This window comes from Mammaliicoccus sp. JADD-157 (assembly GCF_049310805.1).
Classification (GTDB): Bacteria; Bacillota; Bacilli; order Staphylococcales; family Staphylococcaceae; genus Mammaliicoccus; species Mammaliicoccus lentus.
Genome location: NZ_JBMOVZ010000002.1, coordinates 43657 through 68579 on the forward strand (window position 1 = coordinate 43657; position 24923 = coordinate 68579).

Genomic DNA, 24923 nt, shown 5'->3' on the forward strand with positions numbered 1-24923 from the left:
TTATTTAGGTTTATAAGCTAAATGCATAGCCGCTACGCCACCAGTAAATCCTTTATATTTAATTCTTTCATAACCAACATCTGCAAACATTTGAGCAAGTTCTTTTTTACCTGGGAAGTTTTGAGTTGATTCTTGAAGCCAATTGTACTCTTGTAAAGATTTTGCAAATAATTTGCCGAATAATGGCATGATGTTTTTGAAATAAAAACTATATAATTGTTTGAATACTGGTATAGTTGGTTGACTCGTTTCTAAACATACTACCATACCACCTGGTTTAACAACACGTTTTAATTCGTTTAATACATGCTTGTAGTCTGGTACATTTCGCAAACCAAAACCAATTGTCACATAATCGAATTCATCGTCTTCAAAAGGTAGATTCATTGCATCGCCATGTATTAAATGGATATTAGCCATATTTTCGGTTTTCTTTTTACCTACTTCTAACATGTTTTCGCTGAAATCTAATCCTACTACTTCTCCATATGGGCCAACTGCGTGACTTAATTGAATTGACCAATCAGCAGTTCCACAACAAACATCTAGAGCTTTGCTGCCAGGTTTAACGTTCATTTCTTTCATAACGTATTTACGCCATCTTTTATGTTGTTCAAAGCTTATAATATTATTTAAAGTATCATATTTTCCAGATATATTTTGAAAAACGTGATGTACATGTTCTGATTTAGATTTATTGTCCACTATTTATTCAGTCCTTTGGTTTCTTTTATAATAGTATGCGTATATCTCTTCTTTTATAGATTCTCTATCTAATTCAATATCAAAGTAGTCTAATAAAGTTAAAATAAATATAGATTCAATTTCTTTTAGAGAATCAATATTATTTTGAGACTTGCTATCTATAAGAGTTTGTTTTAGTTCGTTTTGTTTACTAATTGCTTTAGTCATAATATCTAAAAATTGCAAATCTCTATGTAATGTAGCACATTTGTAAAAGTACGCACTTACAAGATCTCCGATTAGAATATCTTGATTGGATACACCAGGCTCTCCAATTCTATTTAAAAAGCGCATTGAGGCATCTATAGATATTGTAGCAAGCTTAGCATTTATATCAATATTAATATCATTTAATATATTTGCTATTATTGGATTGACTACTGGTATACGACTATTATTAACGCCTTTTAACAATTCAGCAACTTCTTTATTATAAATTTTTTCTATATTATCCATCTTATCACCTCAACATTATCACCTATATATCTTAACACTAACTTTATTGAAATGAAAATGCATATATTCAAAGAAATAAAAGAAATAAGACAAATAAAAAAAGCCCTTAAAAAGGGCTTAGACACAATTCATTATTTAACTGCATCTTTTAATGCTTTACCTGCTTTAAAAGCTGGAACTTTGCTTGCAGGGATATCAATTTCTTTACCAGTCTGAGGGTTACGTCCTTTACGAGCAGCTCTTTCGCGTACTTCAAAGTTACCGAAACCAATTAATTGTACTTTCTCACCATCTGATAAAGATTTTTGAATTGATTCGAACACTGCATCTACAGCAAGACCAGCTTCTTTTTTAGTTAAATTAGCTTTCTCACTTACTGAATTGATTAATTCTGTTTTGTTCATTTCAAATTCACCTCCCAAAAGGTTATCTAATGATATGTATAATACCATTATGATAAGACTTTAACACAACAACCTGTGTCACTGCAACGATTTACAAGCTATAAATGCACTATTTTTCGAATTTTATTAATAATTTTTCACTTTTGATTTAAAAACGGGTTCTTTCTCACTATTTATTGTAAATTCGGGCGAATAAGCTGGTAGTACTGGCGAATCTTCATACAATAATTTTCTGATGTCCGTTCCTGGTTTCGGAAGGTCTTTTCGTTTTTTAATTTCTTTAGATAAATCTAGTCTATAATCAATAATAAAATCATTTCCACCATTCATATATACTGGTAATCTTTCATTGCTATATGGGCTTGGTACAGTTGGTTTCTTTTTAAAACCATACTTCTTATAATCAATTTCATAAACATTTGGTGCTACTTTATCACCTAACTGAAGTGGTTCACCGCTAGCATCTATGCGTATTCTAATATCTTTTAATACTTCGGAAGTTCTTAAATCGATTAAATAAACAGTAGGATCTTTATCTACATCCATAATGACGTATTGATAAATACCACCATTCTCAAAAGAATTACCTGGTAATTGAGATATAAATTTAGGTTTTAATTTATTGAAGTCAACTGGATGTTGTAGGTAAATCGAGTAGCTATCATCTCTTTCTTTGATAGGTAATAAACCATCATTGGCTTTCTGATATTCATCTACAGCCGTTTGGACGATGCTTAATTGATCTTTAGCAGGAACTTGATTTTCTGCCTTTTCTTTATCAGGAAAAGCACATGCTGATAACAACAACACACAAGTAAATAATAATATGTAAATACGCTTTTGTTTATCCATGGCTTGACCCACCTAAAACGACAATCATTAAGACGCCTGCCAATATAAGTGATATTACCGCTAGAAACATCGTAATACCACTTATGATTCTATTACTAAATTTAAACCTTGATAAATATACAAGTACTATTGCTAATATCATAAATCCAATTGAATAAAAAGATACCCACATTAAATCCATTCTTGAAATATCAAACATTTCACTACCCCACTTGCTTAAATATTCTCAGACTTCTTATCTCGTTCCATCAAATCTCTAACCCCATCTGGTACAGGATAATCTTCGAATAATACTTTATATAGACTTGATGTAATTGGCATTTCAACGTCATACTTTTGAGCAAGATGATAAGCAGCTTTAGTTGTACGAACACCTTCTACTACCATGTTCATTTCTTCTAAAGCTTCATCTAAAGTTGCTCCTTGACCTAGCATATTTCCGCATTTCCAGTTTCTAGAATGTACAGAAGTACATGTAACGATTAAATCACCGATACCGCCTAATCCTAAGAAGGTCATAGGATCTGCGCCCATTTTAACGCCTAATCGTGTGATTTCTGCTAATCCTCTTGTTATAAGTGCTGCTTTTGCATTATCGCCGTAGCCTATTCCATCAGTTATACCTGAAGCCAGTGCGATTATATTTTTTAAAGCCCCACCAATTTCAATTCCAACTAAATCGTTGTTCGTATAAACTCGGAAATAATCAGTCATAAATAGATCTTGAGCTAGTCTTGCTACTTCTTGATTTTCAGAAGATACAGATACTGTAGTAGGATGTTTAATTGCAACTTCTTCTGCGTGACTTGGTCCAGATAGTACAGCGATACCGCCGTTAATTTTGCTGTCTATTGATTCATATATCATCTCAGATATTCTCTTGAATGTATCAGGTTCAATTCCTTTAGATACATGAATAAAGATTTTCTTTCCATATGCAATATCGTTAATATTTGTAGAAACTTCTCGTATCGCTTTTGTAGGTACAGCGATTATATAAATTGATGAATGATGTACAGCATCCTTTAAGTCCATCGTAGATTTAATGGATTCATTAATTGATATATCTTTTAAATATTTATGATTGCTGTGTTCTTTATTTATTTCGTTTACAGTTTTTTCAGTTTTGCCCCACATTAGTACGTTGTGATTATTATCTGATAAAACGTTAGCTAAAGCAGTTCCCCAACTTCCAGTACCAAATACAGTAATATTTGACATAGTTATCCATCCTTTTTCTTTAGTTTCTTTTTCTTGAAATTAAGTGGATAGGTGTTCCCTCATATCCAAAAGCATCTCTAATTCGATTCTCTAAAAATCGTTTATAAGAGAAATGCATTAATTCAACATCGTTAACAAAAATAACGAATGTTGGAGGTTGTATAGCAACTTGTGTCGCATAGAATATATTCAATCTTCTACCATTATCAGTTGGTGTAGGATTCATTGCAACAGCGTCTGTAATAACCTCATTAAGTGTCGAACTTTGTACACGTTTACGATGATTTTCATCAGCCATTTGTATGAATGGGAATAATGTTCTTAGTCTAGATTTCTCTAAAGCTGATACGAAAGCTATTGGTGCATAATCTAAGAATTGGAAGTTATCTCTAACTTTCTTTTCGAATTTCTTCATAGTATTTGAATCTTTTTCTACTGTATCCCATTTATTAACTACTATTACAATTGCTTTACCAGCTTCATGTGCATAACCAGCTACTTTTTTATCTTGTTCGATTATGCCTTCTTCAGCATCAATTACAACGAGTACTACATTAGATCTTTCTATTGCTTTTAATGCTCTTAATACTGAATATTTTTCAGTGCTTTCATATACTTTACCTTTTTTCCTCATTCCTGCTGTATCAATTAATACATATTCTTGATCTTCATAATTGTATACAGTATCGATAGCATCTCTAGTTGTACCAGCGATTGGCGAAACGATAACACGTTCTTCACCTAGAATCGCATTGATTAAACTTGATTTACCAACATTAGGACGACCAATTAAAGATAATTTAATTGTTTCATCATCATATTCAGGGTCTTGTTCAGTTGGGAAGTGTTTAGCCGCTTCATCCAACAAATCACCTAAACCTAATCCATGGGAGCCTGATATCGGGAAAGGTTCTCCAAATCCTAATGAATAGAAGTCATATATTTCACTTCTCATCTCAGGGTTATCAATCTTGTTCACTGCTAATACAACTGGTTTATTAGACTTATACAAAATTTTAGCAACCATTTCATCAGCTTGAGTGACACCTTCTCTACCATTTACCATAAAGATGATGACATCCGCTTCATCAATTGCTACTTCTGCCTGTGCAGTTATTTGTTTTTGGAAAGGTTCATCACCTAAATCTATTCCACCAGTATCTATTAAGTTAAAGTCATGTGTTAACCATTCACCACTAGAATAAATTCTATCTCTTGTGATACCTGGCGTATCTTCAACTATTGATACTCTTTCACCAATAATTCTATTAAAAATTGTAGATTTCCCTACGTTAGGTTTCCCTACAATCGCTATAATGGGTTTTGTCATAAACCGTCTTCCTCTCATTCATAATCCTTTTTATTTTAACATATCATCGCTATTTAGCCTATGAAATATAAAAAGAGCTTTAATTTAATAATTTATCATATCATGTAATGTTGTAAAAAATAAAAACGACTGCTAATAAAGGTCTACTTCCTCTAATAGCAGTCTCATGTCATATCCTATAATTTTATAGTTTGAAATTCTTTAACTTGTCTCCGAAAACATCACCTAATGTAGGGTTATCTTCATCTGAATCTGATTGATTTAAATATGATTCATCATAGTCAGTTTCTTGTTCGATTGTATCTTTAATAGATAATGAAATTCTTTCTTCGTCTTTATCTATACCTAAGATTTTCACTTGAACGTTTTGACCTTTTTCTAATACTTCCTCAGGATTGCCAATGTGTTCGTGGCTAATTTGAGATATGTGAACTAAACCTTGTAATCCAGCAGCAATTTCAACAAAAGCACCAAATTGAGCTAAACGCACAACTTTACCTGGTACAATATCGCCTACATTAAATTCTGATTCGATTTGTTCGAATGGACTTGGTAAAGTATCTTTAATTGAAAGCGAGATTCTTTCCGCTTCACGATCAACAGCTCTTACTTTAACTTTTACATTATCTCCAACTTGAACGACTTCATCAGGCGTTTTAACATGATTATGTGATAATTCAGAAACGTGCACTAATCCATCTACTCCACCTAAGTCAATAAACGCACCGAAGTTAGCAATTCTAGCAACTCTTCCTTCTAGAATGTCTCCTTGAGAAAGATTGTCTAATAACGCTTCTTTTTTAACGTCTAATGATTCTTGTTCCACTTTCTTGTGGCTTAGAATCACTCTGTTATTAGTTTGATCAAGTTCTTCTACTTTTAATGTTAAGACTTTTCCTAAATAGTCAGAGAAGTCTTCGATATAATGAACAGAAATTAAAGAAGCAGGTATGAAACCTCTTATACCAGCATCTACTACTAGTCCACCTTTAACTACTTCTGTTACTTCAGCCTCAATTGTTTCATCATTTTCTTGGATTTTTTGAAGTTTGTCATATGATAAATTTTCATCTAGTTTACGCTTAGATAATATATAATGACCGCTTTCTTCGTTTTGTTCAATTTTAGTTACGAAAGCTTCGATTTCATCACCAATATTGACGACTTCATTAGCTGTTTCGATGTGTTGAGTTGACAGTTGGCTTATTGGAATGATGCCATCAAATTTACCACCATCAATGTGTACAACTACATGTTTGTCTTCAATTTGTTGCACCGTACCTTTTACTTTGTCACCTTCTTGCACTTCATTTATCATGGATTCGTTGAATTCTTCCGTCATCAAAATTGCCTCCTTAAAATAAATATCTTAATATTAACTTCTTATAAAGAAGCTAAATTGTCAAGAAATTCGTACTATTTACACCATTTTGACTTTTGCCAAATTTATAATTTCATTTGTCACTTCGTCAATGGATAAACCTGTTGTATCAATACTTATTGCATCTTCCGCTTTCACAAGCGGTGAGATTTCACGATTCATATCAAATTGATCTCTTCGCTCAATGTCAATTTTTAAACTTTCTAAATCTGATTCAATGCCTCTTAGTTCATTATCTTTTAATCTTCTTAAGGCACGTTCTTCTACAGATGCTATCATGTATACTTTTAACTCTGCATCCGGTAATACTGTTGTCCCTACATCTCTACCGTCCATCACAACATTTTTTTCTTGAGCTAACTTTTGTTGTTCCTCTACTAAAAATGTTCTAACAGGTTCTTGTGAAGCTACATGAGAAACTTTTTCTGTAACATCATTCTCTCTAATTCTTTCTGATACATCAACATCGTTTAAAATGACACGCTGACCATTTTGTAAAACAATTCTTAAATCGATGTTTTGAACAAGCTGGCTAAAATCTTCTGTCTCTTGTTCGATATAATAAAGCGTAATTGCTCTATACATAGCACCAGTATCTATATAAATCATATTGAAATGCTGTGCTACTAATTTAGCAATGGTGCTTTTTCCAGCAGCTGCTGGTCCATCTATAGCTATATTTATTTTACTCATTTCCTTAACCTCTCTTGTTCTTTAATCTTATATATTTTATCATAAATTATAAACTTATGAACAGGAGGAAAGATATGAAGCGAATTTTAGTAATTCATACTGGTGGAACAATTAGCATGTCAGAAGATAAAGATACAGGTAAAGTCGAAACAAATGAAGAGCATCCAATGCATAGGCATCAAGCTTTTATACAATCACTTGGAGACATAGAAGAGATTAATCCTTTCCAAGTTCCTTCTCCACATATGAACAATGATTATATCATCATTTTAAAAAATATTATTACTGATGCTATAGAAAAAGATGCATATGATGCTTTCGTTATTACGCACGGTACAGATACTTTGGAAGAAACAGCATATTTGTTAGATTTAACAATAGATACATCATTACCAATTATTTTAACTGGTGCGATGAGATCTTCAAATGAAATTGGTTCTGACGGATTATATAATTATGTTTCAGCATTAAAAGTAGCTTCAGAAGACGAAGCACGTAATAAAGGTGTCATGGTCGTCTTTAATGACGAAATTCATACAGCTAAAAATGTTACAAAAACGCATACGTCAAATACGAGTACTTTCCAAAGTCCTAACTATGGACCAATCGGTAGTGTAACTAAGACACATGTTATATTTCATCATCAACCTTTTCCTTATAAGAAATACCCTGAAATTAACTCAAATACCAAAATTGGCTTAATCAAAGCACATATGGACATATCTAGTGATATATTTAATTTCTTTGTAGAACATCAATACAATGGTTTAGTTGTTGAAGCGCTCGGACAAGGTAATTTACCCCCAACTGCTCTAGATGGCTTACATAAGTTAATGGATGCGCATATACCAGTAGTAGTCGTATCTCGTTCCTTTAACGGAATAGTAGATGGTATATATGCATATGAAGGCGGAGGTTCACAACTTCAAAATATGGGCTTAATTTTCTCAAACGGCTTAAATGGTCAAAAAGCACGATTAAAATTGTTAGTCGGTTTAAGTAATCATTTAAATAAAGAACAATTGAAAACATATTTCGCGTAAAATAAAAAATCCTTTTTATGAGTGTATTACTCACAAAAAGGATTTTGTTTTATGATTCCAGTGGTGTTTGCTTTTTTCTAGCTATTTCTTGTGCGATTGTACCACCATGATATTTACCATTTTCAATAAAGATTGTGTTGGCATCATTACCAGCTGCTATTACACCAGCTATAAATAGATTTTCAACATTTGATTCCATAGTATCTTTATTGTATGAAGGCGCTGTACCAAATTCATTAGTTATTGTATCAATACCACATGATTCTAAGAACTTATAATCTGGGTGGTAACCAATCATTGCAAATACAAAATCGTTCTTAATTGTATATGATTTACCATCTTGATTATACGTTAAAGTCTCTTCGTCAATGTGCTCAACTTCACTGTTGAAATGCATTGTAATCTTTTCGTGATTTACCAATGATTCAAAGTTAGGTAAAATCCAAGGTTTTATACTTTTAGAGTATTCTGATCCACGATAAATTACTGTTACATTTGCACCCGCTTTTTCTAACTCGATAGCAGCATCTACTGCAGAGTTTTTGCCGCCTACGATTACAACGTCTTGATTAAAGTACGGATGTGCTTCTTTAAAGTAATGCATAACTTTATCTAACTCTTGGCCTTCTACATCTAATTCATTATGCTGACCATAATATCCTGTTGCTACAGTTAAAAATCTAACTTTATAAGTTTGTTTAGTTGTTGATACTAAAAATCGGTTATCAACTTTTTTTACAGTTAATACTTCTTCAAATGTTCTTACATCTAATTGATGATGTTTAACCACTTCTCTGTAATAAACAAGTGCTTGGTTTCTTTTAGGTTTTAAGTCTTCAACGATAAAAGGTACATCACCGATACCAAGTTTTTCACTTGATGAAAAGAATGTCTGATGCGTAGGGTAATGATATATAGCATCTACAACGTTCCCTTTTTCAATTACTACAGCGTTTATACCTTGACGTTTTTGTTCAATGGCTGCACTTAAGCCACATGGTCCACCACCAATTATTAGGCTTTCAAATTCTTGCATTTATTTCACTCCTTATAATATACCTTGATAATTATATCAATAAAGAGCTATAAATAAAATAAAATGAGCCCAAGACATAAATAATTGTCCTGGGCTCTATTTTTCTTAGTCTTCAGTTACATCTAGAACTTTGAATCCGTTTCTAGATAAATACTTAATGAATTTTTTAATGTTATCTGTCTTTTCAACTTTAATAATCATACGACGATACATTTTGTCTGTTTCATCGAATGTTACAAATGAAATAGTGTTTAATTTATATTTTGCAATAATATTAGATAGTCGCTTAATTCTACCTTCAGCATCCACTGAAGTAATCGCAATTCTTACCCCTTTTTGCTTCATACCGAATGCTGACTTAAATTGTTCCATTACATCATATCTTGTCACAATTCCAAGGAAGTCTTTATCATCGTTAACTACAGCAATAATCGGAAAATCTTGCAAGTTCAACAATGCTTCTTCAACGACTAAGTTTTCATTAAGTGAATGCAAGTCAATCGTCAGTATATCTTCAATTATTGTATCATCAATGAAATCATCTCTTGATACATTTTCCTTTTTAAAAAAGTAGTGTCTAAAAATACTGTAACGTGTAATCATCCCGATATACTTGCCATGTTCAACAACTGGTAGACCGTCGATACCATGATGTTCTAACTTATCTAATGCTGAATGAATCGTATCTTTTGGATGTGCGATGTAACATTTTTCTTTAGGTATCATAATATTTGATAAATACATAAATCCATCCCCTTTAATTGATGTCTATGGTATTACTAAATCTTGACCTTGAGAAATACTATTTCCAGAAATACCATTTGCTTGTCTAATTTTTTCAACGTTTTCAGCTGAACCGTCACCATAATATTGTATAGCTATTCGGTACAAGTTCTCTTTACCAGTTACAGTATGAGATTCTTGGCCTTGACTTTGATTAGACTGATTGTTTTGGTTATTTTGGGCGTTTTGACCATTTTGATTGTTCGCTGCATCATCAGCTGCATTTTGAACATCATCATTGCTTGAATCTGAATTTTGACCGTATTGATTTACGTTTTGATCGCTATTTTGGTCTGGTTGTGAAGCTTGGTTGTTATTAGAAGCGTCATCACTAGCATTTTCATTACTGTCACTATTATCATTATTCGAATTGCTATCATCATTTGAACTATTAGATGATTTATCACTAGATTGTTTATCTTCATCTGATGATTTATTAGATTTATCGTCTTCTTTATTTTTTCTATCTTTTTCAGCTTGCTCGTCAGCTTTTTTCTTAGCATCGCTATTTGTTTGAGATGTCTTTTCTGCTAATTCTTTACCATTATCATTATTTGTACCGTTTAAATATGTGCCTAAGAATATGGCTAAAGCACCAAGTATCAATATCGCTGCAACGATTGGTATAATGGCTTTTTTAAACTTGTTTGAACCATCACCATTTCCATTACCGCTGTTTCCGCTTCCACCGCTTGGAGGTGTTCCTCCACCACCAGATGCTCCACCTCCGGCTGCACCGGCTGCGCCTGTCGCTCCTGCGGCTCCAGCTGCTGCACCTTTCTTCTTATTAGAATGATCTTTATTATCTTTATTAGAATCTGTTTCAGCAGCACTATTTTTTTTAGAATTAGTTGCTAAACCTGCCGCTCCGGCACCTACAGCAGCCGCTCCAGCTGCTTTTTTCTTATTAGAACCTTTATCTTCTTTATTTGTATCTTTAGATGCTTCGTCTTTATCCTTTGGAGAAGCATTTGCAGATTGAGAAGATGTAGCTGCGCCAACCGCTGCTGTTCCTGCAACTTTACCTTTTTTGTTTTGTTTGCTTTTTTGATTTTTATCTTCTGTATCTTTTTCAGGTTTATCTGTTAAAGATTTTTTAGAATTTTTGTTTGCATTTACAGCGCCTGTTGCTCCTGCAACTCCAGCAGCGCCTGCTGCTGCACCTTTATGATTCTTATCTTGCTTTTGTTCAACTTGATCAGTGCTTTTATCTGTTTCTTTAGGTTGTGAAGCTTGTTTTTGCGCTTCTTCTTTTCTTCGTTGTCTTCTTAACGCGCCTCTTGGAGGATACTGTTGTTTGTCTTTCTTTTGCTGTCTATTTTGTTTTCTGCTTTCTTTCCGAGTAGCTTGATTATCTTGATTATTTTGATTCTCTTTAATATCTTCTTGAGAATCATTTAGTTCTTGATCTGCTTTGTCTTCAGTTCGCTCTATCGGTTGACGACTTTTCTCGAATTCGTCTTTGAAATTATCTTTAGACAATAAACTCACCTCTTCATTATCTTTTTAAATTTATATACTTAATATTTAGTATACTTTATTATATCCCTGTTCAACTTACCAAGTAAAGCAATCCTATTAAAATATTGCATTTAATCTTTCTTTGAATGTGGTCTTCTGTTTTACTTCTTTTTTGTTTGGTTCATTTAGCAATTCAATATTCTTACAATTGTCACAACAATGATTATCTTGTTTCACATACTCATCAAAATACTTTAATAAATATATTCTTCGGCATGATTCTAGCCTTATATAATTTAATATGTAACGATAAGCATTAAATTTTTGTTCTTGTTCTTTTAATATTTTTTGCTTTAATTGTTCCATAGGATATAACTCTAAAAGGAACTGAATATTTCTAGAAAGTTCCTCATTTATTTGATACCCTTCTTCAAACAAATTAAGCACATCAATATCTAAACTATTTTCATTTGCTAAATGGTTCAATATCATTAAATCTCTATCTGTATATAAACTGATTGCTTGAGATGGTCTACCATCACGTCCAGCTCTTCCCACTTCTTGTACATATTTTGAAGGAGAAGTTGATAAATGATAATGGATTACCGTTCTTACATCTTGCTTGTTAATCCCCATTCCAAAAGCGCTGGTAGCGACAATAATTTTAATATCATTATGAATAAATTGTGATTGTACAGTGGTTCTTTCTTGATAATCCAAATCCCCATGATATATCCCTGTTAGATAACCTGCTTTATAAATTTTTTTAGCAAGCTCATGACATTTTTTCTTTGAAGAAACATAAATAATAGTTGGCCCGGTTTTTTTTATTTCTTTTAACAACCAATTCTCTTTATCGACTTCGCTCGAAAAATTAAAATGATGATACATTATATTTTCACGATTTAAACTTTCTTTGTGTAACTTGAACTTTCTATTTGTGATTTTTTCAATGTCGTTAAACATCTTATCTGTTAATGTAGCCGTTAATGCAATTACTTGAGCATCATTGAAATAATTTGTAACTTTTGAGATTAATGCATAGTGAGGTCTAAAATCGAATCCCCACTCACTCAAGCAATGCGCTTCGTCTATTACAATATATTTCAAAGATAAATTTTTAAAATGATTAAAATTATGATCTTCACATATAAATTCAGGACTACAGAAAATAAATTGATATTTGTTTAAATCGCGAAATACTTCGTCTTTTTCTTCTTTAGAAAGTGCTGAATGAATGGCAATAACCTTTTTTTCGCCATTTATTTTCATTTGAGCAACTTGATCATCCATCAAAGAAATAAGGGGTGAAATGACAAGTACACTACCTCCAGTAATATAAGCGGGCAATTGATAGCATAAACTTTTCCCTGCTCCTGTAGAAAGTATGCTTAATACATCATGTCCATCTAAAATATATTGTATCGTTTCTTCTTGACCATTTCTAAAATCATCATAACCAAAATATTTTTTCAGTTCATCTTTTAACATAGATTTCCTCCATTGCATAAATAACGTACATTAATTTAATTTCAAAGTAACTTAAATTTTCAAGTTTCTCATAATAATATTTTAAATTTTGGTTGGGCTTTTCTTCAAATACTTCTATAAAATTGACGTAAGTTTCGTCATCTATGTATAGAGATTTATCGATTAAATAACCTTTAATATACATTTCAATAATGTGGTCGTGTATTGTATGGGTCTTCACGTTTTTTAATTCTGCTAATCTTTCGATATTCGTTGTCTGATTTAATAATTGAAAAGTTGTTAAAGTTTGATAATTTAAATTAGCTTCAAATTTAATTTTCGATAAAATCGGATATTTCTCGCTATTTTCTAAACACTTTTGAATATATTGAAATTCTTGTATTAATTGTGATTTTAACTCTAGTACAGGAATATGTTCAAGAAGTGATATTTGTTCTATTGTGTAGGGCGTTTCACCAAATCCCGTCAATAAATAATGTACGTATACGATATTAAATTCATTTTCTATTTCTTCTAATAATTCGTAAATTTCATTTATAAATAAATCGAATTTATCATTTTTAATAAATGTGTATAATTCTTTTGCCTTGAATTGAATAGATTTATCATTGATAATTGGTTGATAGAAGGAATGGTCATGCTTTTTATGACTAACCATTTGTATAACCAATAAAATCGTTTGAATTGTTTGATAAGCTTGTTCATAAAAAGTGTTGGCTTTAATTGGCTTATATTGTGAGTATGATCCATTTTCTATAATCGATTCAAAGTGATGATATTTTAAATTTGGTAAACAACCATAATAGAGTTTAAGATGTTCGATTGTAGCATCAAAATATGTTTGATGAGACTTTTTACCGATAAGAATATTATAAATACTTTTATTAGTTTTGAGTTCGTGTTTCATAGAGAGTGTTTTCATTATTATCTCTTGCAATTAAGTCACCTCATTTAATATAAAAATGTTGAAAAATATACATGTAATCACTAAAATAGTTATGTATAATAAGTGTAGCATGTTTTTTAAAGGAGGCGAAAATTTTGGCTAAATACACTATAGTAGATATGGATACATGTATTGCTTGCGGTGCATGTGGTGCAGCTGCCCCTGATATATACGATTATGATGATGAGGGTATCGCCTACGTAATATTAGACGACAATAAAGGAATCGAAGCTGTCCCAGAAGAATTACTCGAAGATATGGAAGATGCTTTCGAAGGTTGTCCTACAGATTCAATTAAAATAGCAGACGAACCGTTTGATGGAGATGCGCTTAAATTCGAATAATATATAAGAGTATAAGACTTAAATGTCTTTCTCAAAAATAAATGAACTTAGGATAATAAATCCTTACTCAAAATAAAGTTCCTAACCTGTTTTCGTTAACGGGTTAGGAACTTTTATTTATTTTATTGAATTAGGGTTATCCAACAAGGAGCGTCTAAGCTTCTCACAAATTTCTTACACATTAGAACCGTATACTATGGGACAGAAATCTCCTATTAGTAAAAAAGCTGAGACATTTATTTCTGTCTCAGCTTTTCTTATTTGTTTTCTATCTTGTTATTGTTTTCAATTTATCAAATATCAATATATAGATGATTGCTATGATGACACCTTTGATGATATTAAAAGGTATAATACCTGCTGATACGATTGCTTTTAAATTGTGTGCTAAATCTGCAAGGTTCATTATTTGGCCATATAGTGGCAATAATACGAAGTAGTTCAATACGCTCATTAATATCGTCATCAATATGACACCTATTGCCAAACCGTACATCATGAATAATTTAGATTTTTTCATCTTATAAAAATAGTAAGTTGGAAGTATTAAACATACAGAAGCTAAAAAGTTTGCTGTATTTCCAATTGGTTCATGAGATACAATTAAAAAGTTAAAAATATTTTTGAATAGTGCAACTAAAATTCCTGAAACCGGACCGAATGTGAATGTCGCCACCAAAACGGGAACATCACTAAAATCCATAGTTAAATATGGTGGTAAAAATGGTAAAGGAAATTTTAAAAACATCAAAATAAAGCTAATTGCGATTAGCATACTTACCGTTAGTAAGCGCTTAGTTTTGTTATCGTTAGACATAATAACTCCTCCCATTCATCTCGTTAGAATAGGAGGAAAAGCAATAGCTAAATAAACCTAGCGCGTGCTAGATTATTCCTCCATCTTCTCCCATCCAGACTTTTACTGTCGGCCTTAGATTTACACTAAGTCAGCCAATATGAAATTAATCACATTGGGTCGCGGGCTATTACCGCCGGTATGGAATTACACCAAACCCCGAAGATGAATTTTTTATTTAATTTTATTTTACGATTATATCTTAGCACATTGCTAAGGGGTTTTCATCAAATTAACTCATAAATATTTTATTTTGGTAAAGTGATTGTAAATTCTGTCCCTATTTGTTCTTTACTTTGCACATCTATACTACCTTCATGGGCATCTATTATTTTTTCAACAATAAATAATCCAAGGCCAGTTCCGTATTTACCTCTCGTACGAGAAGTATCCACTTTATAAAAACGATCAAATATTTGTTCTAAATGTTCTTTTGCGATACCGACACCTGTATCTTTAACCTTGATTTGTACAGAGTCTTCTAGACTATCATCAAATATAACGTCGATGCTATCTTCTTCGTGTGTGTACCTAATAGCATTATCTATTAAGTTAGTTAAGACTTGTTCTATTCTATCAACATCGCCATACCAAGTGTTGCCATCACCTACATGCTTAACTGAAAGTTTTAAATTATTTTCAATAGCTTGAGGCTTGAATTTTGTATCTATTTTATTAATTAATGTCGTGATGTTAAAGTCAGCCAATGAAACTTTAATACCTTCTGCGTCCATTTTAGCTACTTCTAATAATTCATTAACTAGACGGCTTAATCTTTTCGATTCATCTAAAATAATATACAAGAAATCATCTACATCTTTTTTCTCTGTTACAACACCATCTACTATTGCTTCAGTATAGCCTTGTAACATAGATATAGGCGTTCTTAATTCGTGTGAGACACTTGCTATAAAGTCTTTCTTCATTTGATCCATATGATGTTCTTCTGTCATATCTCTAATGATAATGACGATACCTGATGACCCATCAATTTGAATACTTTCAATATAAGTAGATATTACGACATAATATTTATGTCCTAATTCATATTCAAAAAATTGAGTGTTCTTCTCTTTAAAAGTAACATTTCTTTGTTCACTCATATCTTTGTTTTCAAATTCTTTTAATTCATTTAAGAATACGTCCGCTTTTGAGTTTGAAATAATAACTTCATTTTTATCATTGATACCAATGACACCATCAATCATTGAATTGATTAATTTTTCTTGAATATTGTTTTTAGACTTTACATCTTCTATATTTTTTCTAATATCTTTACTCATCTTATTAAATGCTAAACCTAGTTCACCTATTTCATCTCTCGTATAAATAGGTACTTTTTCTGTGTAATGACCTTTCGCTACTTTAAAAGCAGCATATTTAAGTTGAATAAGTGGTTTAGTAATTCGAGTTGAAAGGAAGAATGCAAATACTGTGCTGACAATCAATAATATGATAGCAGCTATCAATATACTTAACGTAATCACTTTTTGAGTTTCTTTTATTGAATTGATGTCTTGGAATAAAAATATACCCGCATTATCACTTTGAAATGCTTGAGAAGGATAACCTAATAAGATATAACGATGGTCTTCACCGTTAACAGTTAGCTTAATCTCTTTTAAAACATGTTCATTGCTACGAAATACTTTGTTGAATGAAGGGTTTTTTCTTATTTCATTAATCATTACCCCTTTTAAAGGATCTTCAGATTTTTCTTGTAAATCTTTTTTGTTTTTAATGATAATGAGTCCTGCTGGGTCTTCTACAAGCTCTCTTGCATAATCAATCGTGGAATCTTTTTCATGTGTATTTAGCATTAGTCGTTCAATTTTAGCTGCATTATTATATAAGTTTTCACCAATATTAGAGGTGTTGTAAGATTGGATAAATGTGATTAAAAAGCCACTTAATAAAAGTAAAACTGTCGTTACTATTAATATAATAGATAACCACAGTTTTACAACGACACTATTCAGCCGTCTCATTATTCAGGCGCCTCAAATTTATATCCAACACCCCATACAGTATGAATCATTTGAGCAGCTTCTTCAGATACACGATTTAGCTTTTCGCGTAATCTTTTTACGTGTGTATCTACAGTACGTAGGTCTCCGTAAAATTCATAATGCCATACTTCTTTAAGGAGTTGCTCACGATCGAATACTTTATCAGGTGATTTCGCTAAATATAATAATAACTCATATTCTTTAGGCGTTAAGTTCACTTCTTTTTGATCTGCTAATACACGATGAGCATCATTATCTATAACTAGATTTTCAAATACGATAAGGTCTTTAGCAGTATTTGATTGATTGACTACGGCATGATTAGTTGTTCTTCTTAATAAAGCTTTAACTCGTAAAACTACTTCTCTTGGCGAGAATGGTTTTACAATGTAATCATCTGCTCCAGATTCAAAACCTTCGACTCTATTATTTTCTTCACCTTTAGCAGTTAGCATAATAATAGGTGTAGATTTAGTTTCTCTTAGTCGTTTACATACTTCAATACCATCTAATTCTGGCAACATTAAATCTAGTAAAATACAATCATAATCTTCGTTTAAAGCTTTATCGATTGCGACTTGACCATTTTCTGCTTCATCTGTTTCGTACCCTTCTCTTTCAAGGTACATTGTTACTAATTTACGAATTCTATCTTCGTCGTCTACAACTAAAATACGGTCTGTCATTCTTACAAAACTCCTTTCTAGTCTAGCAATATTATGCGTAAGAATGTAATCCTGCTACGATTAAGTTAACTGCGATTACATTAAATAGAATGATAGCAAGGCCGCCAACTGCTAGCCAAGCAGATTTTCTGCCTTCCCAGCCTTTACCTAATCTTAAGTGTAGGAATATTGCATAATACAAGAATGTAATGAGTGCCCATACTTCTTTAGGGTCCCAACCCCAATACCTACTCCATGCCATTTGTGCCCAAATACTAGCAAATAATATACCGCCTAAAGCAAATAACGGGAAACCGATTATAACTGAGCGATAACCTATTTCATCCATAAGCGATAAATTAACGCGCTTGGTTAATGGTTTTATTAAGCTAAATAAAGTTCGACCTTTGAAAATCAATCTTAGTATACCATAAAGGATTGTACCTATAACAATAGACCATATTACAGTGTTTAATTTTTGAGCATTAATAACTGCAGGTAGTTCAATTTTAGACCATTTTAATATATCTGTACGCTCTTTAGGTTCATAATCACTACCGGATACATGATCAACTAGCAAACTATCTTGTTGTGTAACAAAAGCTGGAAGATGATAATGTTGCACTGAATTACTATCATTCTTATCAATAAAGAAATAAGTGTCATCATAACCAGCAATATCTTTCATGACAACAGTTGTTAAAATAAATCCAATAACAATAACAACGAAATACATAATGACTTCAACAAAGAAACTATGTATAGATTTTTCTTTTGGACTTACTGCTGCTAACAAGTATATTAATCCTGCTACACAGCTAATGGATAAAATACCATAAGATATAGTTACCGTAATAACGTGTATAGCTAACCAACTTGATTGTAAAGCTGGTATTAATGGAGATACGTCTCTTGAGAACATACTTGCATAAGCAATAAGCAACATTGCAATTGGTAATACGAACAATGCAAGAACAGGCGTTTTATAAATAGAATAAATGACTAAGAAGCCACCTACCATCATAATGCCAAACATCGTCAAGAATTCGTACATGTTACTTACTGGGGCATGTCCTGCTGCTATCCATCTCGTTATAAAATAAATGATTTGTAACACAAATCCTACTATCGTTAACGTTACACCAATCTTTTCAGCTCGCTTTTTTGAAGAACGAACTGAAAATGAAAATGGCACAACTGCAACAAGATATAAAATAAATGCTGAATATAAACTGATATTACTTATATTTAATATTAAATCTTTATCCATTGTTTGCCTCCTTGCTTTCATGTGAATCTTCTTTTGTATCAACTATATGTTGAATATTATGTTTGTCTAGAACTTGATTGATTTCTTTACTAAATCCATAATAGTTCTTATTTGTATGGCCGGCAATATTAAATTCACCGTCGTTAGCGCTAAGCCATACACGTCTATGGTTAATATACGAACCAACTGCTAAACCAATTAAGAATATGATGAAACCAGTTAAGAGAATAGGAAGCGTTAAGTCTTTTTTAACAGCTAATACTGTAGCCCATTGATTAGTAGCATTAGCAAATTTTACTTCGTATTGATTATTCTCAGAAATATCTTGAGACTCTTTAATTCTTAAGAAACTAAATTCTGGTTTCTCACCTTTTTTATTTACTTCAAACACAAAAGCAGGATTGTTTGGATTTGGTGTTTTCGTTGCTAGTACACCATTTTCTATTTTTTCATAATCTGGTGCATAACTACGTAATTTAACTGTATAGTCATTGCCTACTTTATATTCTTTCTTAGGATTATCCAAATTAACAGTGAATGATTCACCTAATTCTTTTCCTTCTTTCGTTTTTAAATTGAACGTCATTTCTTTAAGCAATGAATTATCAAAACTACTTTGATAAAACTGTAAATTATCGTAAGTCAACGGATGGTTTACTTTGATAGAATCTGATTTAACTTCTTTTAAGTTTGCATCTGAGCCTATAACATCCTGTTTACTATTTTTATATAAAGTAGCTTTAGTTTCATAATTTTTCGCTATTTTATTTAGACTTGGATCAATAGATTCAGGATTTGAATTTGATTGAGATTTTTGGTCGTATTCTTCATAGATAAAGTCGTTGTTTTTCATATAATATTCTCTATCTGTACCTGGGACAGGTTTTGTTTCACCTTCTTTAATGTAGACCATCTCATCTAAATAAAAGCCAGGTAAGAAGCGGAGCATTGCACCGAATAATAATATGATTAACCCTAGATGGTTAATATATGGACCGTATCTTGATAGACGACCTTTTTCGAGCAATAGATTATCGCCATCTCTTTTTACTTTGTACCTTTTTTCATTAAAAGATTTGCCTAATGCATCTAAATCAACTTTATCTTTAGTAGACATGTATAATCTTTGGCGTTTAAAGAAAGTAATATGCTTCTTAGTTCGTTGTTTTTTTAATGATTTATGTAATGGGAGGCCTCTATCTATACTTGAAGTTATGATAGAGAATGCAACTAAGCCCAGTAATATTAAAAACCACCATGAACTGTATAAATTATGAAAACCTAATTTATAGTATAGTAAACCTAGTGAACCATAATGTTCATAATAATATTGTTCGGGATTTACGTTCATTGGGATAAAATATTCTTGTGGGAATATCGTACCTATTGATGCTGCAATCACGGTAATAACTAGTAATGTGACCCCTGTTTTTATTGACGCGAAGAAATTCCAAACGCGATCCAATAACGTTCTATTTTTAGTTTTAGACCTTATGGCTTGTCCATCGTATCTCATAACGTCTGTCGTTTTTTTCTTATCGTAGTCGTCGTTAATTAATCGACCACAGTTTAAACAAAGCTGAGTTCCTTCAGGATTTTTGAACCCACACTCACAAACGATTTGCTTGTTACTGTTACTCACCTTTAATCCCCCTCTACTTCACTTTGACCGATTCCATCTCTTTAATGATTTGTTTTTTCGAAAGTTCACCAGTATGTTTTGATTTCACTTTACCATCTTTATCAACTGTTATTGTTGTAGGAAGTGGGTTCACACCGTACGCATCAGTAACTAAATTATCGTTATCCATAGCGACATTAAATGTTGGTGTTTCTTTTAATGAACTTAAATATTGTTTAATTTGTTGTGGATTGTCTCTAACGTGAATAGCTACTACTTCTACGCCTTTATCCTTATATTCTTTATATTGATTTTCTAGCTCAGGCATTTCACGTTTACATGGTTCACACCATGTTCCCCAAAAGTTTATTAAAACTCCCTTACCTTTAAAATCTTCAAGGTTAACTTTTTTACCATCAACTGTTTCTAGCTCGAACAACGGCGCATCATCACCTACTTGAGCCACTTTATCTTTATCTTTTGAAAGACTAGACCATACTGTAAAAACGATTGCTATTAATATTAGAGCTGTAATAACAATTTGCAGTATTTTCTTTTGTTTCCTTTTCATTTAAAAATCCTCCCTAACACAATAAAAAACCATACATATAATATGTTATGGTGTTTTGTTTAGTATATCATGACTAAATACTAGTTTAGTGGCATAATTGTGAACGTTTTCAGCTTATTTACCATCTTGCGCTAGATGTCTTAATACTTTAACCTCATGCGGTGTCAAGGTTCTGCCCTGGCCAGCATTTAAACCTTTTAAATTTAAAGGACCGTACTCTACTCTAGATAATTTAGTTACTTCATGTCCGAAATGACTAAACATTCTTCTAACTTGTCTATTTCTACCTTCAGTTATTGTGATTTCTACATGTGTAACATTTCGGTCTCTATCTTGACTCTTAACTTTTATTAATGCTGGTTGAGTCATACCATCTTCTAACTTAATACCTTTTTCTAACTGTTTAACCTCTTCTCTTAAAAGGTATCCTTTAAGTTTAGCTATATATTTTTTCTTTATTTTATATCTTGGATGAGTCATTAAGTTTGTGAATTCCCCATCATTAGTCAGAATTAATAAACCTGAAGTATCGTAATCTAATCTTCCAACAGGAAAAATTCGTGTTTTTAAATCTTTGAAATAATCTGTTACAACAGCGCGCCCTTTATCATCAGAAACGCTTGTAATAACTTTAGTTGGTTTATGGAATAATATATATAACTTATCTGGCATTTCAAGAGGAATCCCCTCAACTTCAATGTGATCAGTTTCTTTCACTTTAGTACCAAGTTCTGTTACACGTTCATGGTTAACTGTCACTAAACCTTCTTCTATTAACTTTTCAGCTTTTCTACGTGAAGTATAACCGCTTTTTGCAATAACCTTTTGTAATCTCTCTAATTCTTCGCTCATTATGATTGCTCCTCATTTTCTGATTCGTTCATGTTACTAAAGAATAAATCCATTTCTTCTTGTTCGTTTTCATCATTTGTTGTCTTAGGCAAATCATCTAAAGATGTTAAACCGAAAACATTTAAAAAGTATTCAGTTGTATATAACAATTGGCTTCTTGATTGTTCATTATGCTTTGACTCTATTACACCTTTAGCGATTAACGTTTTTACTGAAGCATCAGAATTCACACCTCTTATCACTTCTATATCACTTCTTGTAACAGGCTGATTATAAGCAATAATCGAAAGTGTTTCTAAAGCTGCTTGTGATAATTTTGTGTTTACATTATCCAACATTAATTGCTCTAAATATGGATGCATAATTGTCTTCGCTGTTAATATACACTTGTTACCATAAAAAATAATTTGTAATGTTTCTCTCTCATATTCGCTTGCTAAATCTTTAAGTTGTGACGGTGTAATTTCTAATAACTCACATAATTGATTAACTTCAATTCCTTCATCACCTAAAGAATATAACAATCCTTCTAATAATCCTAATTTACTCACTGACATAATTGACGCCTCGATTTATTGTTATTTCTCCAAATTGATGTTGTTGAAAAACATCAATTTGTCTTAATTTCATCATTTCTAATACTGCTAAAAACATTGTGACTAATACCGGTATTGATAAATCTGTTGGTAACGATTCGAAAAAATGATAACTTTTCTTATTTGAAAGTTCTTCTCTTATTTTAGAAGTTGCCATTTCAATTGTATAAGAATCTTCGTTAACTGTAACATTTTGTGGCTGGTTAAAACGTTGTCTCTTTTTAGTCCGTTGATATGCAATGATTAAATCTGTCATATTTAAATCTAACGGCGCTCGTTTATCATGAACAGCTTCAAATTTCGATAAATCAGCTGGCTTCTTCACAAAAATTTGTTCTCTATCATTTTTCTTTTCATTCAACAATTGCGCATATTCTTTAAAGTTTTGATATTCAATCAATTGTCTTACTAAATCTTCCCTAGGGTCATCTTCTAATTCATCAATATCGGATGGAGGTGTTGGTAATAATAATTTACTTTTAATCATTAATAATTCTGAAGCCATTACTAAATATTCACTTGCTACATTTATTTCTAATATTTTCATTTGATGGATATAATTTAAATATTGCTCTGTTAATTCCTTCATTGGAATATCATAAATATCTATTTCGTATTTTTGTATCAAATGAAGTAATAAATCTAAAGGACCTTCAAAGGCATCGAGTTTTACTTCATACATTTAAGACTTCCTCTTTTCTATTCCTTTTACGTGCATAAACCTAAAAATTATTATAACATGATTACGTATAAAGATTCTATGCTGTGAGGGATTTATGATGGAAACAAATATTATGGAATTTCATTATCATTTCCATGTGTTAAGACATTATTTTGAGTGTCACGATATTTTAGAAGAACACTGGAAAGAACAAGATCAATTTAGTAAAAATGACCCAATCGTAAGTTTAATATTATTTTCAACGGCTTGTTACCATTATCGCCGCGGAAATGTTAAAGGTGCACTTAAAACTTACCAAAAATCTTTACAAATAGCAGAACTAAATGATCAATTCGATCATTTAGGAATAGAAAAAGCACAATATATATCGGTTGTTAATTCTCAAATATTGCGCATCCAACAAAACAAATCATATCAAAATATACAATTGCCTCTAACTTCTGCTTGTTATCAAGCGCTAGAAAGTGCGTATGATGATTTCACATTTAATTATAATGATCAAATATCAGATTATATTAAACACTATCATTTATTAAGAGATCGTACAGAAGTTATTAACAGTCGTAAGTTAGCATATGAAAATCGACATGCTAAACGATAAATAACCAGTATACGCTCCCCCATATAAGAATAAAGGCAACTAAAATAATAAGTGTTATGTACTTATTAGATTCATTATTTTTATTTTGTTTACTCAATTTTCATTCTCCTTTTTAGCTCTTGGGTGATAATTTAAATACATGTCTCGTATTTGCTTTTTAGAAATGTGTGTGTAAAGTTGCGTAGTAGATATGTCTGAATGGCCCAACATTTCTTGAACCGCTCTTAAATCTGCACCATTTTCTAATAAATGCGTAGCAAATGAGTGGCGTAATGTATGTGGTGTTAAAGTTTTAGTAATACCTTTCTCTAGTCCAATTTTTTTAAGTATTTTCCAAAAACCTTGTCTTGTTAATTGTGTTCCGCGTGCATTTAAAAATAAAATATCTGTAACTTGTTTTTTCAAAAGGTTAGGTCTTACTTCTTGGATGTAAACACGCAATAATTCCATTAAATGCTTACCGAGCGGAACAATTCTTTCTTTATTCCCTTTACCAAATACACGTATAAAGCCCATTGTAAGGTTAACATCTTCAACTTTTAATTCTATTAATTCTGTTACTCTGACCCCAGTACCATAGAGCAGTTCTAACATTACCCTATCTCTCTCATCTCTAGCATTTGTTATATGACTAAATGTTAGCAGTTGATTCACTTCTTCTTCACTTAACACATCAGGCAATTTTTGTTCATATTTTGGGGTCTCTATTAATATCGTTGGATCTTTTACTGCGTATTTTTCTCTAATTGCGAATTGATGGAAGCTTCTTATTGTCGCAGCTAATCTCGCAATTGTTTTAGAAGATTTACCATCTTTCTTTAATTCCGCGAAATATTTTTGTATGACGATACGATCTATATTATCTATATGACTAATTTTATGTTCATTCAAATATTCATTATACTGTGACAAATCTCGATTATAAGATTGTATCGTATTTTGGCTTAATCCTTTTTCTAATCTAATAAAATCTATAAATTCATTGATAATTTGCTCCATGTATTCACCTCATTGT

The 24923-nt window shown here is 31.7% G+C and carries 27 protein-coding genes and 1 riboswitch; of the genes, 3 read left to right on the forward strand and 24 right to left on the reverse strand.

Features of this window, described 5'->3' with window-relative positions:
- The 9 genes from ACO6VN_RS06680 to cmk all read right to left on the reverse strand — a co-directional run bounded on the left by ACO6VN_RS06680 (window position 1) and on the right by cmk (window position 7081).
- Window positions 1-708, reverse strand: coding sequence for a demethylmenaquinone methyltransferase (locus ACO6VN_RS06680; RefSeq protein WP_026023674.1), 708 nt, complete (start codon window positions 706-708; stop codon window positions 1-3).
- A complete protein-coding gene (locus ACO6VN_RS06685) occupies window positions 709-1200 on the reverse strand; it encodes a hypothetical protein (protein WP_016999986.1) in 492 nt (163 codons plus the stop codon).
- 131 nt (window positions 1201-1331) lie between these two features.
- Window positions 1332-1604 carry an HU family DNA-binding protein gene (locus ACO6VN_RS06690; protein WP_016912122.1) on the reverse strand — a complete coding sequence of 91 codons (273 nt, stop codon included), beginning with the start codon at window positions 1602-1604 and terminating at the stop codon, window positions 1332-1334.
- Between the two features lie 126 nt (window positions 1605-1730).
- Window positions 1731-2456 carry a hypothetical protein gene (locus tag ACO6VN_RS06695; protein WP_422404412.1) on the reverse strand — a complete coding sequence of 242 codons (726 nt, stop codon included), beginning with the start codon at window positions 2454-2456 and terminating at the stop codon, window positions 1731-1733.
- The gene (locus tag ACO6VN_RS06700) at window positions 2449-2655 is read right to left on the reverse strand and encodes a DUF2768 domain-containing protein (RefSeq protein ID WP_016999988.1); all 207 of its coding nucleotides are present in this window, start codon (window positions 2653-2655) and stop codon (window positions 2449-2451) included. Before ACO6VN_RS06700 ends, ACO6VN_RS06695 begins: the two co-directional genes overlap by 8 nt.
- 17 nt (window positions 2656-2672) lie before the next feature.
- Window positions 2673-3677 carry an NAD(P)H-dependent glycerol-3-phosphate dehydrogenase gene (locus ACO6VN_RS06705; protein ID WP_194201189.1) on the reverse strand — a complete coding sequence of 335 codons (1005 nt, stop codon included), beginning with the start codon at window positions 3675-3677 and terminating at the stop codon, window positions 2673-2675.
- Between the two features lie 19 nt (window positions 3678-3696).
- Window positions 3697-5007 carry a ribosome biogenesis GTPase Der gene (gene der, locus ACO6VN_RS06710; protein WP_016999990.1) on the reverse strand — a complete coding sequence of 437 codons (1311 nt, stop codon included), beginning with the start codon at window positions 5005-5007 and terminating at the stop codon, window positions 3697-3699.
- Between the two features lie 184 nt (window positions 5008-5191).
- Window positions 5192-6349 carry a 30S ribosomal protein S1 gene (gene rpsA / locus ACO6VN_RS06715; protein WP_016999991.1) on the reverse strand — a complete coding sequence of 386 codons (1158 nt, stop codon included), beginning with the start codon at window positions 6347-6349 and terminating at the stop codon, window positions 5192-5194.
- Between the two features lie 78 nt (window positions 6350-6427).
- Window positions 6428-7081, reverse strand: coding sequence for a (d)CMP kinase (cmk, locus tag ACO6VN_RS06720; protein WP_064204564.1), 654 nt, complete (start codon window positions 7079-7081; stop codon window positions 6428-6430).
- A gap of 74 nt (window positions 7082-7155) precedes the next feature.
- Between cmk and ACO6VN_RS06725 the strand changes: the two genes are divergently transcribed.
- Window positions 7156-8124 carry an asparaginase gene (locus ACO6VN_RS06725; protein ID WP_194201190.1) on the forward strand — a complete coding sequence of 323 codons (969 nt, stop codon included), beginning with the start codon at window positions 7156-7158 and terminating at the stop codon, window positions 8122-8124.
- Window positions 8125-8173: 49 nt separating this feature from the next.
- Here ACO6VN_RS06725 and ACO6VN_RS06730 read toward each other — a convergent pair whose 3' ends face one another.
- The 5 genes from ACO6VN_RS06730 to ACO6VN_RS06750 all read right to left on the reverse strand — a co-directional run bounded on the left by ACO6VN_RS06730 (window position 8174) and on the right by ACO6VN_RS06750 (window position 13832).
- Window positions 8174-9160, reverse strand: coding sequence for a YpdA family putative bacillithiol disulfide reductase (locus ACO6VN_RS06730; RefSeq protein ID WP_194201191.1), 987 nt, complete (start codon window positions 9158-9160; stop codon window positions 8174-8176).
- Between the two features lie 105 nt (window positions 9161-9265).
- Window positions 9266-9904, reverse strand: coding sequence for a CBS domain-containing protein (locus ACO6VN_RS06735; RefSeq protein WP_194201192.1), 639 nt, complete (start codon window positions 9902-9904; stop codon window positions 9266-9268).
- Window positions 9905-9928: 24 nt separating this feature from the next.
- Window positions 9929-11425 (reverse strand): LysM peptidoglycan-binding domain-containing protein, encoded by a 1497-nt coding sequence (locus ACO6VN_RS06740; protein WP_422404413.1) that lies wholly within the window; start codon window positions 11423-11425, stop codon window positions 9929-9931.
- 96 nt (window positions 11426-11521) lie between these two features.
- Window positions 11522-12895 (reverse strand): RecQ family ATP-dependent DNA helicase, encoded by a 1374-nt coding sequence (locus ACO6VN_RS06745; protein ID WP_422404414.1) that lies wholly within the window; start codon window positions 12893-12895, stop codon window positions 11522-11524.
- A complete protein-coding gene (locus ACO6VN_RS06750) occupies window positions 12882-13832 on the reverse strand; it encodes a helix-turn-helix domain-containing protein (RefSeq protein WP_228086191.1) in 951 nt (316 codons plus the stop codon). The genes ACO6VN_RS06745 and ACO6VN_RS06750 overlap by 14 nt, the downstream gene beginning before the upstream one ends.
- 104 nt (window positions 13833-13936) lie before the next feature.
- Between ACO6VN_RS06750 and ACO6VN_RS06755 the strand changes: the two genes are divergently transcribed.
- Complete coding sequence (locus tag ACO6VN_RS06755; RefSeq protein ID WP_016999149.1) at window positions 13937-14185, forward strand: ferredoxin; 249 nt, start codon at window positions 13937-13939, stop codon at window positions 14183-14185.
- Between the two features lie 268 nt (window positions 14186-14453).
- On the opposite strand, the gene ACO6VN_RS06760 is transcribed toward ACO6VN_RS06755, so the two are convergent.
- From ACO6VN_RS06760 to ACO6VN_RS06800, 9 genes are all read right to left on the reverse strand, one after another.
- Window positions 14454-15002: an ECF transporter S component gene (locus ACO6VN_RS06760; protein ID WP_016999148.1), complete on the reverse strand. Its 549-nt coding sequence runs from the start codon at window positions 15000-15002 to the stop codon at window positions 14454-14456.
- Window positions 15003-15080: 78 nt separating this feature from the next.
- A riboswitch (FMN riboswitch) is annotated at window positions 15081-15212 on the reverse strand.
- A gap of 77 nt (window positions 15213-15289) precedes the next feature.
- Complete coding sequence (locus ACO6VN_RS06765; RefSeq protein ID WP_422404415.1) at window positions 15290-17029, reverse strand: ATP-binding protein; 1740 nt, start codon at window positions 17027-17029, stop codon at window positions 15290-15292.
- Window positions 17029-17736, reverse strand: a complete 708-nt coding sequence (locus tag ACO6VN_RS06770; RefSeq protein ID WP_016999146.1) for a response regulator transcription factor — start codon at window positions 17734-17736, stop codon at window positions 17029-17031. The genes ACO6VN_RS06765 and ACO6VN_RS06770 overlap by 1 nt, the downstream gene beginning before the upstream one ends.
- Before the next feature lie 31 nt (window positions 17737-17767).
- Window positions 17768-18985, reverse strand: a complete 1218-nt coding sequence (ccsB, locus tag ACO6VN_RS06775) for a c-type cytochrome biogenesis protein CcsB (protein ID WP_016999145.1) — start codon at window positions 18983-18985, stop codon at window positions 17768-17770.
- The gene (resB, locus tag ACO6VN_RS06780; protein WP_194201197.1) at window positions 18978-20627 is read right to left on the reverse strand and encodes a cytochrome c biogenesis protein ResB; all 1650 of its coding nucleotides are present in this window, start codon (window positions 20625-20627) and stop codon (window positions 18978-18980) included. Before resB ends, ccsB begins: the two co-directional genes overlap by 8 nt.
- A gap of 13 nt (window positions 20628-20640) precedes the next feature.
- Window positions 20641-21177, reverse strand: a complete 537-nt coding sequence (gene resA, locus ACO6VN_RS06785; RefSeq protein WP_016999143.1) for a thiol-disulfide oxidoreductase ResA — start codon at window positions 21175-21177, stop codon at window positions 20641-20643.
- A gap of 114 nt (window positions 21178-21291) precedes the next feature.
- Window positions 21292-22029 (reverse strand): pseudouridine synthase, encoded by a 738-nt coding sequence (locus ACO6VN_RS06790; protein WP_016999142.1) that lies wholly within the window; start codon window positions 22027-22029, stop codon window positions 21292-21294.
- Window positions 22029-22586, reverse strand: a complete 558-nt coding sequence (gene scpB / locus ACO6VN_RS06795) for an SMC-Scp complex subunit ScpB (RefSeq protein WP_194201199.1) — start codon at window positions 22584-22586, stop codon at window positions 22029-22031. Before scpB ends, ACO6VN_RS06790 begins: the two co-directional genes overlap by 1 nt.
- A complete protein-coding gene (locus tag ACO6VN_RS06800) occupies window positions 22573-23307 on the reverse strand; it encodes a segregation and condensation protein A (RefSeq protein ID WP_422404416.1) in 735 nt (244 codons plus the stop codon). Before ACO6VN_RS06800 ends, scpB begins: the two co-directional genes overlap by 14 nt.
- A 97-nt stretch (window positions 23308-23404) precedes the next feature.
- Here ACO6VN_RS06800 and ACO6VN_RS06805 point away from each other — a divergent pair, with 97 nt between their 5' ends.
- Window positions 23405-23908 (forward strand): DUF309 domain-containing protein, encoded by a 504-nt coding sequence (locus ACO6VN_RS06805; protein WP_422404417.1) that lies wholly within the window; start codon window positions 23405-23407, stop codon window positions 23906-23908.
- A gap of 93 nt (window positions 23909-24001) precedes the next feature.
- Here ACO6VN_RS06805 and xerD read toward each other — a convergent pair whose 3' ends face one another.
- The gene (xerD, locus tag ACO6VN_RS06810; protein ID WP_016999137.1) at window positions 24002-24907 is read right to left on the reverse strand and encodes a site-specific tyrosine recombinase XerD; all 906 of its coding nucleotides are present in this window, start codon (window positions 24905-24907) and stop codon (window positions 24002-24004) included.
- Window positions 24908-24923 lie beyond the last annotated feature (16 nt).

Bases quoted from the DNA above. Each gene is read 5' to 3' on its own strand.
- ACO6VN_RS06685 (WP_016999986.1), bottom strand. From the start codon at position 1,200: ATGGATAATATAGAAAAAATTTATAATAAAGAAGTTGCTGAATTGTTA.
- ACO6VN_RS06690 (WP_016912122.1), bottom strand. From the start codon at position 1,604: ATGAACAAAACAGAATTAATCAATTCAGTAAGTGAGAAAGCTAATTTA.
- ACO6VN_RS06695 (WP_422404412.1), bottom strand. From the start codon at position 2,456: ATGGATAAACAAAAGCGTATTTACATATTATTATTTACTTGTGTGTTG.
- ACO6VN_RS06700 (WP_016999988.1), bottom strand. From the start codon at position 2,655: ATGTTTGATATTTCAAGAATGGATTTAATGTGGGTATCTTTTTATTCA.
- ACO6VN_RS06705 (WP_194201189.1), bottom strand. From the start codon at position 3,677: ATGTCAAATATTACTGTATTTGGTACTGGAAGTTGGGGAACTGCTTTA.
- der (WP_016999990.1), bottom strand. From the start codon at position 5,007: ATGACAAAACCCATTATAGCGATTGTAGGGAAACCTAACGTAGGGAAA.
- rpsA (WP_016999991.1), bottom strand. From the start codon at position 6,349: ATGACGGAAGAATTCAACGAATCCATGATAAATGAAGTGCAAGAAGGT.
- cmk (WP_064204564.1), bottom strand. From the start codon at position 7,081: ATGAGTAAAATAAATATAGCTATAGATGGACCAGCAGCTGCTGGAAAA.
- ACO6VN_RS06725 (WP_194201190.1), top strand. From the start codon at position 7,156: ATGAAGCGAATTTTAGTAATTCATACTGGTGGAACAATTAGCATGTCA.
- ACO6VN_RS06730 (WP_194201191.1), bottom strand. From the start codon at position 9,160: ATGCAAGAATTTGAAAGCCTAATAATTGGTGGTGGACCATGTGGCTTA.
- ACO6VN_RS06735 (WP_194201192.1), bottom strand. From the start codon at position 9,904: ATGTATTTATCAAATATTATGATACCTAAAGAAAAATGTTACATCGCA.
- ACO6VN_RS06745 (WP_422404414.1), bottom strand. From the start codon at position 12,895: ATGTTAAAAGATGAACTGAAAAAATATTTTGGTTATGATGATTTTAGA.
- ACO6VN_RS06760 (WP_016999148.1), bottom strand. From the start codon at position 15,002: ATGTCTAACGATAACAAAACTAAGCGCTTACTAACGGTAAGTATGCTA.
- ACO6VN_RS06765 (WP_422404415.1), bottom strand. From the start codon at position 17,029: ATGAGACGGCTGAATAGTGTCGTTGTAAAACTGTGGTTATCTATTATA.
- ACO6VN_RS06770 (WP_016999146.1), bottom strand. From the start codon at position 17,736: ATGACAGACCGTATTTTAGTTGTAGACGACGAAGATAGAATTCGTAAA.
- ccsB (WP_016999145.1), bottom strand. From the start codon at position 18,985: ATGGATAAAGATTTAATATTAAATATAAGTAATATCAGTTTATATTCA.
- resA (WP_016999143.1), bottom strand. From the start codon at position 21,177: ATGAAAAGGAAACAAAAGAAAATACTGCAAATTGTTATTACAGCTCTA.
- ACO6VN_RS06790 (WP_016999142.1), bottom strand. From the start codon at position 22,029: ATGAGCGAAGAATTAGAGAGATTACAAAAGGTTATTGCAAAAAGCGGT.
- scpB (WP_194201199.1), bottom strand. From the start codon at position 22,586: ATGTCAGTGAGTAAATTAGGATTATTAGAAGGATTGTTATATTCTTTA.
- ACO6VN_RS06800 (WP_422404416.1), bottom strand. From the start codon at position 23,307: ATGTATGAAGTAAAACTCGATGCCTTTGAAGGTCCTTTAGATTTATTA.
- ACO6VN_RS06805 (WP_422404417.1), top strand. From the start codon at position 23,405: ATGGAAACAAATATTATGGAATTTCATTATCATTTCCATGTGTTAAGA.
- xerD (WP_016999137.1), bottom strand. From the start codon at position 24,907: ATGGAGCAAATTATCAATGAATTTATAGATTTTATTAGATTAGAAAAA.